16 protein-coding genes are annotated in these 12,614 nt (G+C 72.5%); 12 read left to right on the top strand and 4 right to left on the bottom strand.

The annotated features are described in order from the left end of the window. Positions 1–30: 30 nt before the first annotated feature. Complete coding sequence (locus tag EW117_RS26630; protein WP_129789748.1) at positions 31–615, top strand: AAA family ATPase; 585 nt, start codon at positions 31–33, stop codon at positions 613–615. Between the two features lie 146 nt (positions 616–761). Beyond that, positions 762–2,480 (top strand): HNH endonuclease, encoded by a 1,719-nt coding sequence (locus tag EW117_RS26625; RefSeq protein ID WP_422891557.1) that lies wholly within the window; start codon positions 762–764, stop codon positions 2,478–2,480. A 50-nt stretch (positions 2,481–2,530) separates the two neighbouring features. On the opposite strand, the gene EW117_RS29885 is transcribed toward EW117_RS26625, so the two are convergent. Genes EW117_RS29885 through EW117_RS26615 form a run of 3 tightly spaced genes read right to left on the bottom strand, consistent with a single transcriptional unit; the run spans position 2,531 to position 4,018 of the window. Then, positions 2,531–2,731 (bottom strand): CPBP family intramembrane glutamic endopeptidase, encoded by a 201-nt coding sequence (locus EW117_RS29885; protein WP_207212080.1) that lies wholly within the window; start codon positions 2,729–2,731, stop codon positions 2,531–2,533. Continuing rightward, positions 2,728–3,024 (bottom strand): hypothetical protein, encoded by a 297-nt coding sequence (locus tag EW117_RS29880; RefSeq protein WP_207212079.1) that lies wholly within the window; start codon positions 3,022–3,024, stop codon positions 2,728–2,730. The genes EW117_RS29885 and EW117_RS29880 overlap by 4 nt, the downstream gene beginning before the upstream one ends. Positions 3,025–3,058: 34 nt before the next feature. Beyond that, a complete protein-coding gene (locus tag EW117_RS26615; protein WP_129789747.1) occupies positions 3,059–4,018 on the bottom strand; it encodes a zinc-binding dehydrogenase in 960 nt (319 codons plus the stop codon). 193 nt (positions 4,019–4,211) lie between these two features. Here EW117_RS26615 and EW117_RS26610 point away from each other — a divergent pair, with 193 nt between their 5' ends. From EW117_RS26610 to EW117_RS26575, 8 genes are all read left to right on the top strand, one after another. Continuing rightward, positions 4,212–5,090, top strand: coding sequence for a bifunctional helix-turn-helix transcriptional regulator/GNAT family N-acetyltransferase (locus tag EW117_RS26610; protein WP_129789746.1), 879 nt, complete (start codon positions 4,212–4,214; stop codon positions 5,088–5,090). Positions 5,091–5,198: 108 nt separating this feature from the next. Next, complete coding sequence (locus tag EW117_RS26605) at positions 5,199–5,618, top strand: CBS domain-containing protein (RefSeq protein ID WP_129789745.1); 420 nt, start codon at positions 5,199–5,201, stop codon at positions 5,616–5,618. Positions 5,619–5,640: 22 nt separating this feature from the next. Beyond that, on the top strand, positions 5,641–6,774 hold the full coding sequence (locus EW117_RS26600; RefSeq protein ID WP_165362880.1) for an FUSC family protein: 1,134 nt from the start codon (positions 5,641–5,643) through the stop codon (positions 6,772–6,774). Between the two features lie 98 nt (positions 6,775–6,872). Next, complete coding sequence (locus tag EW117_RS26595; RefSeq protein WP_129789743.1) at positions 6,873–7,478, top strand: flavodoxin family protein; 606 nt, start codon at positions 6,873–6,875, stop codon at positions 7,476–7,478. Between the two features lie 67 nt (positions 7,479–7,545). Continuing rightward, positions 7,546–7,788, top strand: coding sequence for a hypothetical protein (locus tag EW117_RS26590; RefSeq protein WP_129789742.1), 243 nt, complete (start codon positions 7,546–7,548; stop codon positions 7,786–7,788). 99 nt (positions 7,789–7,887) lie between these two features. After that, positions 7,888–8,304: a CBS domain-containing protein gene (locus EW117_RS26585; RefSeq protein ID WP_129789741.1), complete on the top strand. Its 417-nt coding sequence runs from the start codon at positions 7,888–7,890 to the stop codon at positions 8,302–8,304. Positions 8,305–8,332: 28 nt separating this feature from the next. Further along, positions 8,333–9,685, top strand: a complete 1,353-nt coding sequence (locus tag EW117_RS26580) for a cytochrome P450 (protein ID WP_207212078.1) — start codon at positions 8,333–8,335, stop codon at positions 9,683–9,685. Between the two features lie 40 nt (positions 9,686–9,725). Further along, positions 9,726–10,154: a DUF6098 family protein gene (locus EW117_RS26575; protein ID WP_242504592.1), complete on the top strand. Its 429-nt coding sequence runs from the start codon at positions 9,726–9,728 to the stop codon at positions 10,152–10,154. Between the two features lie 6 nt (positions 10,155–10,160). On the opposite strand, the gene EW117_RS26570 is transcribed toward EW117_RS26575, so the two are convergent. Further along, positions 10,161–11,369 (bottom strand): MFS transporter, encoded by a 1,209-nt coding sequence (locus EW117_RS26570; protein ID WP_129789740.1) that lies wholly within the window; start codon positions 11,367–11,369, stop codon positions 10,161–10,163. A 59-nt stretch (positions 11,370–11,428) separates the two neighbouring features. Here EW117_RS26570 and EW117_RS26565 point away from each other — a divergent pair, with 59 nt between their 5' ends. Both EW117_RS26565 and EW117_RS26560 read left to right on the top strand, forming a co-directional pair. Continuing rightward, entirely contained in the window at positions 11,429–12,010 is a 582-nt protein-coding gene (locus EW117_RS26565) for a sugar O-acetyltransferase (protein WP_129789739.1), read from the top strand. A gap of 15 nt (positions 12,011–12,025) precedes the next feature. After that, a complete protein-coding gene (locus tag EW117_RS26560; RefSeq protein WP_129789738.1) occupies positions 12,026–12,571 on the top strand; it encodes a TetR/AcrR family transcriptional regulator in 546 nt (181 codons plus the stop codon). The last annotated feature ends 43 nt before the right edge of the window (positions 12,572–12,614 follow it).

The raw sequence follows: 12,614 nt of genomic DNA, 5'->3' as shown, positions 1-12,614 counted from the left end.
AGGCTTGCCGCGTGATGCAAGGGTGACGGGGTGACTGATCGAGAAACTCTGGCCGGTTGCCTCCTGATCACCGGGACCCCGGGGGCGGGCAAGACGACGGTGTCGCGGCTCGTGGCCGAGCGGCTGCCGCGTTCCGCGCAGGTCGACGGGGACGTGTTCGGGATCATGCTCGTCAGCGGCGGGGCGAACATGCTCGACGCGGACGGGCACTGGAATCCCGGGCCCGAGGGGCAACGCCAGTTGCGACTCCGGATGGTGAACCTGTGCTCGGTGGCGGACAACTTCGCCGAGGCCGGGTTCACGCCGGTCGCGGACTCCGTCGTCGAGACGCGGGAGGAGCTGCGCTTCATCGCGGGGCGGCTGCGGGCACGGCCGCTCATGCTGGTGATGCTGTGCCCGCCCTTGGACGTGGCACGCCAACGCAACGCGACGCGGGCGCCCGAGACGCAGGTGGACTACGACTTCGCCCCCTTGGCGCGGAACCAGCGGCGAGAGTTGGGCGACGTCGGCTGGTGGCTCGACTCCGGGGAGCAGACGCCGGAGGAGACCGCCGACCTGATCGTGGCCGAGGCTGCTTCGCGGGCCGTGGTGTCGGAGGAGATGTTGCGGTTGTAGCGCCGGGCAGCTTTGGTCGTCCGCACGGTGCACGACGGCGGTGCGCAGGCTGCCTCGGGTGTCCGGCCGGGACTGCTGGTTCTGCTGTGGGCAGATCGAGGTTCGCTCGTCGAGCGGTACGAACGGGTGTGCCATATGTTGGTGGCATGAGATCAGTGGACGGTGCACCTGGGGCGGGCGAGCAGCCTCCCGGGTCCGTGCTGCCCGCGGACGGTGGCGTGACCACCGATGCGGCTGGTGTGCGGATGGTGCGTGAGCTGCTGGCCGGCGTGATCCTGCCAGGCGGTACTGACACGGCGTCGTCTGTCTCGAAGCGGGTGCAGGCGCAGTGGGTGGACCTGCTCAGTGAGCTGGAGGCGGTGAAGAACACGGTGACCGCGACCCAGGCGAGGCTGGCTGTCGCGCTGGAGGAGGCCACGAAGGCGGACGAGGCCGTTCAGGGTGTCCGGGCCGAGCGGCAGGGTCGTGGGCTGCCGAACCAGGTCGGTGCGGCGTTGCAGGCCAGCCCGCACGCGGGTGCGTCGTTCCTGGGTACGGCGCGGGTGTGGGTCACGCAGATGCCGCACACGTTGGATGCGCTGCGCACGGGGGTGCTGTCCTCGTGGCGGGCGACGTTGATGGTGCGGGAGACGTCTCACCTGTCAGTCGAGGATCGGGCGCGGATCGATGAGGAGATCTGCGGCCCGGGAAACCTGGCAGGGCTGTCCCGGCTGGGGACCAGGCGGCTGGTCGCCCGGATCAAGGAGCTCGCCGGTCAGTTGGACGTGCACGCGTGTGTGAAGCGGAACGCGAGGGCCGAGGCGCAGCGGTGTGTCTCGGTGCGTCCGGCACCGGATCTGATGGTGTATCTGACCGCGTTGGTCCCGATGCGACAGGGGGTGCAGGCCTACGCCCAGCTCAAGGCCCACGCCGACGCGGCCAAGGCGACGGGGGACGGGCGGGGTGCCGGGCAGATCATGGCGGACACCCTGATCGAGCGGGTCACCGGCCGTGAGCCCGGCAAGGCTGATGAGGTGCCGGTCACGATCAACCTGCTGGTCTCGGATCAGACGTTGCTGGCCGGTGGTGACCAGTCTGCCGTGGTGGTGGAGGGCACGGCCGCGGGTGTGGGTAGCGTGCCGGGGCCGGTGGCGCGGAACCTGGTCGCGCACGGGCTGGACGCGGACGCGGCGTGGTTGCGTGCGGTCTATGTCGACCCGCGGGGCCGGTTGCTGGCCACGACGTCGACGTCCCGGTTCCACCCGGCCGGTTTGGCGCGGTTGTTGCGGGCGCGGGAGCAGGGGGTGTGTGGGTCGTCGTGGTGCGACGCGCCGGTACGGCACATCGACCACATCACCCCGCACGCGGAGGGCGGTGCGACGAGTCTGGACAACGGGCAGGGGTTGTGTGCCCGGTGCAATCACGCGAAGCAGGCACCGGGCTGGTCGCAGCAGGTCACCGAGGTCGACGGCCGGCACGCGGTGCAGACCACGATGCCGACGGGGCACACGTCTGTGTTTGTCGCGCCCGCACCGCCGCGGCCGGTCGTGCCCACCGGGCAGGCGTACCCGGGGCCCGATCCCGTCAGCGAGCCGAACCTGGTCAGCGGGCCAACTCCGGCGACAGAGCCGGACCCGGTCAGTGGGGACGCCAAGGACGGTGCCGGGCAATCGACACCGCCCTGGACCCCCGCGGTCGGCATGTCCGGCCCGGCGCCGGGGCGTATCCCGCGTAGCCGGTACAGCATCGGCTGCCACACCAGACGCGACCGTGGCGCGATCGCGTACCGCCCGCCCGGGCGGCGTGAGCAGGTCGGTCCCGGGCGCCGGCGACGGTCCCGACCCGACCTCGCCTGGGCACACCCACCCGGGGCACATACCCGCTGAACCGGCGACCGGCGCGAGCTGACCCTCGCGGCGGCCACCGGCATGCCCGGTTACCCGATGCCCGGAACCAGTGCGTACGCCACCACCGTGATCGAGTTGTTGAAGGCGTGCACGACCACGCCCGGCCGCACCGAATCGCTGCGCCGGCGCAGCTCGGCGGTGATGATGCCGACGATCAGGGCGGCCGGCAGCACGACATTGATCCCGTGAAGGAGCGCGAAGATCACCGCGCTGCCCAGGGTCGCGATCACCGGCCCGTACCGACGCCCAGCCAGAGCCAGCGGGCAGTGGTCCTGTGGATGCCGAAGGACTGCCACGAGCGCCGCCGCAGAGCCGCCGCAGCGGCAAATCCGGCGAGCCCCGCCACACCTGAGAGGCACGCCAGGAAGGCACCACCCAGGGGGCTGGTCAGGTCGAGCTGGTTCGAGGCAACGATCGGGAGCCCGAACCCGACCGCGGCCATCGCGACGATCCCGGCCACTGTCTCGGGCCAGCCAGGCAGCGCGGTCTTCGGATTGACGTCCGTCGTGTCTTCCGATGACATCGGTTGAAGCCGTGTTCCTGCACACGGTCAAGCGCTACGGCACGAGCACGATCCGCCCGAACACCGAGCCGCCGTCCATCAGCCGGTGTGCCTCGGCGGCCTGGTCCAGCGGCAGTACGTCGTGCACGACGGCATGCAGCTCGCCCCGTGTCGCGGCGGCGAACAGCTCGGCCCGGACGGCGTCCCTGGCCGGCGTGGGGATGGTGTCGAGGCTGAACGTCGCGACAGAGCGGGACTGCTGGAAGGTGCTGATGAGCTGCTTGCCGAAGTCGGCGGGCGGCATCCCGGCGACCGCGCCGACGACGACCAGCCGTCCGTTCGGTGCGAGCCGGTCGACGAACGCGGCGGTGTCCGGCCCGCCGACGATATCGATGATCACGTCGTACGACTCCGGAGCGTTCGAGTCGCCGTCGCCAGAGCGGTCGAGCACATGTGTCGCCCCGAGATCGCGCAACCGGCTGCCGCGCTGGGCCGACGACGTCGTCACCGCAACCGCGCTCGCGCCGCCGCGGGCCGCGAGCTCGACCGCAGCGATGCCGATGCTTCCCGCCGCACCGCGCACCAGCACGGACTCCCCGGACGTGAAGTGCGCGTGCGCGAGCCCGAAGTGCGCGACGGTCGCCGAACTGCCGAAGGTCACCGCGTCGATCGACGACAGGCCGTCGGCAAGCGCGACGACGTCGCCCACCTGCGCGAGCGCCCGCTCGGCGTACCCGCCGGTGCGCGTGAACGCCCACACCCGGCGGCCCAGCCACGATGCGTCGACGTCCGCACCCACCGCGGTCACCGTCCCGGCCACCTCGCTGCCCGGGATCAACCCGGTGGTGAAGCCGTATCCGCTGATGGTCCCGCGACGGATCACGGCATCGACCCCGCCCACCCCGATCGCCTCGGTCTCGATCACGAGCTGCCCGGGTTCGGGAATCGGCGCCGGGGCGTCGGTCACCACCATGCCGCTGGGGTCACCGAATCGCTCGATCGTCACTGCTCGCATCATTCGTCTCCGTTGTGTTGCCGCGGTTGGCGTTCGGCGGCGACGCTAACGGACGCCTGCGTCCACTTATGCGAAGTGAGAGTCCCGGCCGCTCCATTGCTCCACATGCCGCACTCACATGCTCAGGGCGACGCCGGGAAGTTGTCCCGCACGAGGCTTCCGCTTCCGGAAGTCTCTGACTAAAGTCAGAGATATGACGCTCGTCGACACGGTCCGTCGTTTCAACCGCAGCTATACCCAGCGCATCGGCGCCCTGGAGGAGTCGTTCCTCGGCACGGGCCGGCCGCTCGGCGCGTCGCGCCTCCTCTTCGAGGTGGGGCCCGACGGCGCGGCGGTCCGGGACCTGCGCGAGCGGCTCGACCTCGACTCGGGCTACCTGACCCGGCTCCTGTCCAGGCTGGCCGACGACGGGCTGGTCGAGGTAAGGCCCGACCCGGCCGACGGGCGTCGTCGGCTCGTGACGCTCACTCCCGACGGACAAGCCGCCTACCGCGAGCTGAACGAGCGCTCCGACAGCAAGGCGCGCGGGCTGCTCGAACCGCTCACCGAGCGGCAGCGCGCCCGGCTGGACGAGGCGCTCGGCACCGCCGACCTGCTGATCCGCGCGGCGACCGTGCACCTGCGCGTGGTGGACCCCGTGACCGACGCGGCCAGGACGGCGCTGGGGGAGTACTACGCCGAGCTCGACCGGCGCTTCCCCAGCGGTTTCGTGCCCGAACCGCGGGACGACGGCGCGGCCGCGCTCCGCGCGCCGAGCGGCGCGTTCGTGGTGGCGGCCAGCGACGGCGCCCCCGTGGCCTGCGGCGGAGTGCGGCGCCTCGACGACTCCACGGGCGAGATCAAGCGCATGTGGGTCGCGCCGGACTGGCGGGGCGCGGGCCTGGGCGCGCGACTGCTGCGGCGCCTGGAGGACGAGGCGCGCCGCCTCGGCTACGCGCGAGCCGTGCTCGGCACCAACAGCGTGCTCACCGAGGCATTGGCGATGTACGGGCGGGTCGGCTACCGCGAGATCGGGCCGTACCTCGTGGACAGCCCGTACGACGAGGTGTTCTTCGAGAAGTCCCTGATCTGAACCCCGACAGGATGCGAGCGGTACCCCCGCGCGGCACGGTGGAAGCCACGGCGGGGCGTCCGCCGTCGGCCCTGCCGCAGGCGAGCCGCACCAGGAAAGGAGCGCTCCATGGTTCAGCAGACAGTTGCCGACGTCATGACCCCGGCGCCGTCCACGATCGGCATGTCCGAGACGCTCCAGACCGCGGCGCAGCTGATGGCCGCGCAGGACGTGGGTGCCCTGGTCGTGCAGGCCGGGCACACGACGATCGGGATCGTCACCGACCGGGACATCGTGGTGCGCGGGCTCGCCGAGGGCCTCGGCCTCGAGGCGATGGTCGGCGAGGTCGCGAGCGAGGACATCGTCACGGTCGGCCCAGGCGTCGCCGCCGAGACCGCCGTCGAGATGATGCGCGCCGCCGCCGTCCGCCGGATTCCCGTGCTGGACGGCGACACCGTGGTGGGCATCGTCTCGATCGGTGACCTCGCCGTCGAACGCGACCCGGCGTCGGCGCTGGCGGACATCTCCGAGGCCGAGCCCAACGACTGAGCCTGGCGCACGACTGAAGATCGTGGTTGCTCGCCAGCCCTCACTCGTCGCAGCGCCGCCGGCGGGCTTCCTCGCGGCCGCCCGCCGCACCTGGGTGCGCCACCCCCGCTGGTCGCTGGCGGTCAAGGGGGCGCTGGCAGCAACTCTCGCCTGGTTCGCCGGGACCCTGGTGCCCGCGCCGTTCTCCGAGTACCCGTACTACGCCCCGCTGGGCGCGGTGCTCGCCACCACCAGCACGGTCGTGCGGTCGGTGCGCGACTCCCTCCAGGCCGTCGCCGCGGTTCTGCTCGGCGCCGTCATCGCCCGCGTCGTGGACCTCGTGCCGCTGCCCGGTCCCCTGGAGATCGCGGCGGTCGTGGGTATCGCGCTGGTGTGCGTGGGCTGGCGCATCCTCGGCGACATGGGGGACTGGGCCGTCATGTCGGCGATCTTCGTGCTCATCCTGGGTGAGGGCGACGGGGTCGCGTACATCGGCTCCTACGCGGGGCTGATCGTGGTCGGTGCGGCGCTCGGGATCGGCGTCAACCTGCTGCTCCCGCCGTTGCCGCTGACGCCGTCCGAGCTCGCGCTGGCCCGGCTGCGCGACGGGCTCGCCCAACAGGTGGAGGCGCTGGCCGGCTGGCTCGAGGACGAGGGGACACTGGCGCCCGACGAGTGGGAGGCCCGCCGGCACCGGCTCTTCCCCACGATCGAGGGGGCGCGCGCCGCGGTCGCCCAGACACGCGAGGCCTCCCGCGCGAACCTGCGGGTGCGGCACAACGGCAACGGGTACTGGGTGGCGTCCCAGACGCGCCGCGCCGGAGCGCTGGGCACGTCGGCCGAGGTGGTCGACGAGATAGTGCGCCTGCTCGTCGAGTGGGAGCGGGACGGGCGCGACGACGTCGCCCTCGGCCGGCAGCTCAGGCCCACGTTCGCCGGCACGCTCCGGGCGTTCGCCTCGGCCCTGCGTGCGGCCGAGACCCGGGAGGCGGCCCACGCGGACGAGGCCGGCAGTGCCGCGCAGGAGGCCGCCGACGCCGTCCGCCGGCTCGACGAGTCGCTCGACGAGCTCCGCGACCAGGTCCGCGCGACCCGGCGCTCGTCGGACCAGGACTACTTCGTCGCCGGGGCGCTCATCGTGAACCTCGCGCGCGGAGCCGACGCCCTGCGCTCGTGACGGCGCCGCCAGACCGCCGGGCGGCGGCCGGACCGGGACGGCGTTACGTTGGCAGAGGTCGAGAAGCGGCTGCCGATCAGACCTGCCGAGGTGCCCCCGTGAAGGCCCTTTTCATCAGCTGCACGCTCAAGAAGTCCCCCGAGCCGTCCAACACGGAGGCGCTCGCGACGGTGGTCGCCGACGCCCTCCGCGAGCGCGGCGTGACGGTGGAGCACCTCCGGCTCGCCGACCTGAACATCCCGCCCGGAGTCCTCACCGACCTGGGCGACGGCGACACCTGGCCGGGCGTGCACGAGCGGCTGCTCGGCGCCGAGATCCTCGTCGTCGCCACCCCGACCTGGCTCGGCCGACCCTCGTCCATCGCGCAGCGCATGCTCGAACGCATGGACGCGATGCTCTCCGAGACGGCGCAGGACGGCACACCCGTCGCGTACAACCGCGTCGCCGGTGTGGTCGTGACCGGCAACGAGGACGGCGCGCACCACGTGATCTCCGAGATCGGCGGCGCCCTCGGCGACATCGGGTACACGGTTCCCGGCCAGGCGTGGACCTACTGGAACCAGGGCCCCGGTCCGGGTGCCGACTACCCGCAGACCGAGCACGGGCACGAGTGGTCGCACAGCACCGGCCGGCTCATGGCGCACAACCTGTACTCCGTGGCGTCGGCGCTCGCGGCCCAGCCGGTGCCGCCACCCAAGACCTGAACCAGCAGCCGAACCAGCAGCCGAACCAGCAGCCGAACCAGCAGCCGAACCAACAGAGGAGGACGACATGGCCACCTGCGACATGTGCGGCAACGAGTACGCCCACACGTTCACGATCACGAAGGACGACGGGGCGAAGGGCACCTTCGACTCGTTCGAGTGCGCAGTCCACGCCATGGCCCCACGGTGCGCCCACTGCGGCTGCACGGTGCTCGGCCATGGCGTCGAAATCGACGACAAGACCTACTGCTGCAGCCACTGCGCACGGGTCACGACCGGTGCCCGGATCACCGACAGCGTCGGCGTCTGAGCACCGCGATACCCGGCATGCGAGCGGGCAGCCACCGGGGCATGGTGGATCTGTCGGTGAAGCAGCCCGCCGTCGGCTCAACCGTGGAAGGAGAGCGACATGGTTCAGACCGTCGCCGATGTCATGACACCAGCACCGACCGCCGTCGACCTGTCCGACACGATTCAGGTCGCCGCACGGGCAATGGCCTCGCAGGACGTAGGCGCCCTGGTCGTGCAGTCCGAGTCCAGGACCGTCGGGATCATCACCGACCGCGACCTCGTGGTCCGCGGTCTCGCCGAGGGCCTGGGCGTCGAGGCGCCCGTCAGGCAGGTAGCGAGCGAGGAGCTCGTCACCGTCGGCCCCAGCGACCCTGTCGAGACCGCCGTCGAGGTGATGCGCTCCGCCGCCGTCCGGCGAGTACCCGTGATGGACGGCGACGTGGCCGTCGGGATCGTCTCGATCGGTGACCTCGCGATCACCCGGGACCCGTCGTCCGCGCTCGCGGACATCTCCGAGGCGGAGCCGAACCGCTGAGCGTGCCGCCGACAGGTGAGGAGACGCCATGAGCCCCGCGCCCGTCGGCCGGACCCCAGTCGACCTGACCGCCGCCGAGACCGCGCGCGTCGTGCGCACGGTGCTGGCGCCGCTGATCGTCCAGGGCGTGATAGTCCGCCGACCGCGGGCGACCGCCTGGGCGGAGCGGCACCAGACCGACCGCGCGGCGCGCGCCGTCCTGACCGGGCTGCGCGAGCGCCACGGCGGGGCGCCGCTCGTGCTGCGGCTCGGGCTGCGGCGCTTCGTCGTGGTCACGGAGCCCGACGACGTGCGCCGCCTCCTGGAGAACTCACCCGAGCCCTTCACCCCCGCCACGAAGGAGAAGCGCGGCGCGCTCGCGCACTTCCAGCCCGAGGGCGTGCTCATCTCGTCCACCGCCGAGCGCTGGCACCGCAGGCCGTTCAACGAGGCCGCGCTGCAGGCGGACCGGGCCGTGCACGACGAAGGGGCCGCGTTCGTCGACGCCGTGCGACGCGGCATGACGGCGCTGACCCGGCAGCTCGACTCGACCGGGCTGCTCGACGCCGAGAGCTTCGCCGACGTCTGGTGGGGCATCGTGCTGGAGATCGTGCTCGGCCCAAAGGCCCGCGGGGACCGAGAGCTCATCGCGGACCTGAACGCGCTGCGCCGGGACGCGAACTGGTCGTCGCTGCACCCGAGGCGGGGGCGGCTCCGGGAGGAGCTGGAGCGCCGGATCGGGTCCTACCTGTTCGCCCCGGAACCGGGTTCGCTCGCCGCGGCGGCGTACGACCGCGGACCGGCGACGGCAGTGGGCCAGGTGCCGCACTGGCTGTTCGCGTTCGACGCCGCGGGCGCCGTGACCCTGCGGGCGCTCGCGATCGTCGCGGCCCGCCCCGAGGTGCGCGAGCGGGTGCTCGAGGAGGCGGACCCGGTCGGCCCGTCACCCTGGCAGACGGCGGGGCGGGGTCCAGCCCTCCTGCCCTACGCGCGGGCCTGCGTGCTGGAGTCGGTACGCCTGTGGCCGACGACGCTCGCCGTGCTGCGGGACTCGACCGGCCCCACCCGCTGGGGGGAGCGGGTCCTGCCCACCCACACGGGGTTCGTCGTCGTGAGCTCGTTCTTCCACCGGGACCAGCGACGCCTGGAGCATGCCGACGCGTTCGTCCCCGAGGCGTGGCTGGACGGCCGTAACAACGCCGACTGGGGGCTGGTCCCGTTCAGTGGCGGGCCGGTCGCGTGCCCCGGCCGGAACGTCGTGCTGCTGGTCACCTCCCACCTGCTGGCGCGGCTGGCCGTGCGGGACCTGCGCGTCGAGCGGGGGCGCTACCTGGCGCGGGACCCGCTGCCCGCCACGGTGGACCATCTGGGCCTGCGTTTCAGGATCGCCGGCACCGCCTGAGTGCGCGGCGGTGGAGGAGAGAGGAGAGGAGGCGCGCGTCGTGGATGAAGCCGGGATGCTGCCGGGGGTGCCGCACCTGCGCTCGCTCGCCGATGTCGCACAGCTCGTCGAGGCGCTGTCACCGCTCTATGTGCGGTTCAGCGCCGGCCCGGTGGCCGACGCCGCCACGGCGAGCCGGGACCACGAGAGCGGGTGCCTGCTGCCCGGGCTCAGCGTCAACCCGCTGACGCCGGAGCCGTGGTGGGACCGGCAGCCCGAGCACTGGCTCGCACGGCAGCTGTGCCAGTACGCGCACCTGCTGGCCCCAGACCGCTATCCCTGGGTCCTGACCGGCGAGATCGCGGGCCGCGGGCCGGACTGTGAGCCGCTCCTGGTCGACACCACCCCGATAGCCTCGATCGACCGCTCGGTGGTGGACGAGGCGGCCGACCTGTATGAGCGCGTGTTCCGCCAGGGCGCAACCTCCTGACAGCACTCAGCGGGTCCGGGTGCGGGGTTGGAGGACGCCCGCCAGGAGGATGACCAGAACGGCGGCGATCGGCACGACCAGCAAGCCGTAGCGCAGGCCGACGGCGTCGGCGACCATGCCGACCAGCGGTGGGGAGGCCAGGAAGCCCAGCCGCATCAGCCAGGACACGATGGTCAGGCCGGTGCCGGCGCGCAGGCCCGGCAGCTCGTCCGCCTCGTGCATGGCGGCCGGAACCAGGGTCGCGCTGCCCAGGCCGACCGCGGCGAAACCGGCGATCGTGCCGGGCACGGTCGGGAAGGCCAGCGCCAGCCCCATGCCGAGCGCGATGATGAGGCCGCCGCCCCGGGCGACCGTCCGCTGGCCGAACCGGTCCACCATGCGGTCGCCGAGCAGACGCCCGACGAACTGGGAGCCCACGAGCGCGACGAAGCCCGTGGCGGCGAGCGCGGCGGGAGCGCCGAGGGAGCCGGACAGGTACAGCGTCGCCCAGGAGCTGCCGGCGTCCTCCGCGAGGGCGCCGCCGATGGCGATGAGGACCAGCGCGGTGATGATCAGCACCGTGCGCCGGCTCAGGACGGCGCCCCGCGCGCCGGCCGCCCGCGTCTCGTGGGCCGCGGCGGCGTCCTCGCCGTCTCGTCCGGGGAGCCGGAACCGGAGGGCCACGAGGGCGACCGTGGCGAAGATCGCCGTCGAGATGCCGAGGTGCGCACCGAGCGGGAGGCCGAGCGCGATGGCGGCGGCGCCCATGGACCCGCCCAGCACGGCACCGATGGACCACACCGCGTGGAAGCTGTTGATGATCGAGCGCCCGTACCGGCGCTGTACCCGCAGGCCGTGGGCGTTCTGCGCGACGTCGGTGACGGCGTCCATGGCCCCGCCCAGGAGCAGCGCCGCCACCAGGAGGCCGAACGACGGCGCGAGCCCGGCGGCCAGCACGCCCAGGCCGGTGAGGATGGTCCCCGCCACCGCCGCCTGCGCGGAGCCCAGCTTGCGGACCAGGAAGCCCGCGCCGAGCCCCGCGACGATCGCCCCGGTCGGGAACGCGGCGACGGCCAGACCGTAGACGGTGTTGTCCAGGTCGAGCGCGGCCTTGATCTCCGGGTAGCGCGGGACCAGGTTGGCGAACAGCGCGCCGTTGGTCAGGAACAGGGCGGCTACGGCGGCGCGGGCACGCCGGTCGGCGGGTTGCGGGCCGGAACCCGGGTTGAAAGCCATGTGTACGAGCGTACCCACTCTGCGTACGATCGTACACATCGCCCGCTAGGGTGTGCTCCATGACCGAGGACTACTTCGCCGGTGACCCCCGAACGAACCGCGAGCGCATGCTCGCCGGCGACCTGTACATCGCCGACGACCCGGAGAACGCCCGGCTGGCGCAGCGCGCCGTCCGGCTCGCCGACGCCTACCACCGCGCGACGGTGGCCGACGACGCCGGGGCCCGGTCGCTCCTGGCCGAGCTGCTCGGCACGCTGGGCGACGACGCATACGTCAAGCCGCCGCTGTTCGTCGACTACGGCGAGAACGTGCACATCGGGCCGCGGACGTTCGCCAACTACAACCTCACGGCCCTGGACGTCGCGCCCATCACCATCGGCGCGGACTGCCAGATCGGGCCGGGGGTCCAGCTGCTGACACCCACCCATCCCGTCGATCCGCGGCCCCGCAGGGACAAGCTCGAGGCGGCGCTGCCGATAGTGATCGGTGACAACGTCTGGCTCGGTGGTGGTGTCATCGTGTGCCCGGGCGTGACCATCGGCGACAACACCGTGGTCGGGGCCGGCGCGGTGGTCACCCGGGACCTGCCGGCGAATGTCGTCGCCGTGGGGAACCCCGCACGCGTCGTCCGCGAGATCTGACGGGCGGGGCGCGAGATGACCGTACGCCGGCACGACCCCGACCGCAGGGACCGGATCATCGACGCGTGCCTCGACCTGATCGCGGAGGTGGGGGTCGCGGGGGTGTCGCACCGCAAGGTCGCGGCCCTGGCCGACGTGCCGCTCGGGTCGATGACGTACCACTTCGCCGGGATGGACGAGCTGTTGCGTGAGGCGTTCGGCCGGTTCTCGCGGAGCGTCAGCGACGGCTTCGAGCAGCGGATGAGCGAGGCCACCGACGTGGAGACGGCACGCGACGCCGTCGTCGCGATCATCACGGAGGACGTGTTCGACACCCAGCGGGACCTCGTGCTGACCCACGAGCTGTACACGCTCGCGGCGCGCGAGCCCGCGTTCCGAGAGCTGACCAACGCATGGATGGCGCAGTCCCGAGCGGCCCTGGAGCGGCACTTCGACCCCGTCACCGCGCGGATGCTGGACGCCCTGATCGAGGGACTCACCATCCACCGCGCGCTGGACACCGAGGCGCCGCGACGCGAGACCGTGACGGAGGCGGTGCGGCGGATCACGGCCGGCGTCTGAGAAGTGTGAGCCGTTCGTCCGGACTGCCGGGAAACATGTGCAC

The organism is Promicromonospora panici (assembly GCF_900608595.1).
Classification (GTDB): domain Bacteria; phylum Actinomycetota; class Actinomycetes; order Actinomycetales; family Cellulomonadaceae; genus Promicromonospora; species Promicromonospora panici.
This window is presented reverse-complemented; position numbering and strand designations above follow the sequence as displayed.

Coding starts and splice junctions, on each gene's coding strand:
- EW117_RS26590 (WP_129789742.1), top strand. CDS start 7,546: ATGGCCACCTGCGACATGTGCGGCAACGAGTACGCCCACACGTTCACG.
- EW117_RS26585 (WP_129789741.1), top strand. CDS start 7,888: ATGGTTCAGACCGTCGCCGATGTCATGACACCAGCACCGACCGCCGTC.
- EW117_RS29880 (WP_207212079.1), bottom strand. CDS start 3,024: ATGTCATCGGAAGACACGACGGACGTCAATCCGAAGACCGCGCTGCCT.
- EW117_RS26570 (WP_129789740.1), bottom strand. CDS start 11,369: ATGGCTTTCAACCCGGGTTCCGGCCCGCAACCCGCCGACCGGCGTGCC.
- EW117_RS26560 (WP_129789738.1), top strand. CDS start 12,026: ATGACCGTACGCCGGCACGACCCCGACCGCAGGGACCGGATCATCGAC.
- EW117_RS26580 (WP_207212078.1), top strand. CDS start 8,333: ATGAGCCCCGCGCCCGTCGGCCGGACCCCAGTCGACCTGACCGCCGCC.
- EW117_RS26610 (WP_129789746.1), top strand. CDS start 4,212: ATGACGCTCGTCGACACGGTCCGTCGTTTCAACCGCAGCTATACCCAG.
- EW117_RS26565 (WP_129789739.1), top strand. CDS start 11,429: ATGACCGAGGACTACTTCGCCGGTGACCCCCGAACGAACCGCGAGCGC.
- EW117_RS26625 (WP_422891557.1), top strand. CDS start 762: ATGAGATCAGTGGACGGTGCACCTGGGGCGGGCGAGCAGCCTCCCGGG.
- EW117_RS26605 (WP_129789745.1), top strand. CDS start 5,199: ATGGTTCAGCAGACAGTTGCCGACGTCATGACCCCGGCGCCGTCCACG.
- EW117_RS26615 (WP_129789747.1), bottom strand. CDS start 4,018: ATGCGAGCAGTGACGATCGAGCGATTCGGTGACCCCAGCGGCATGGTG.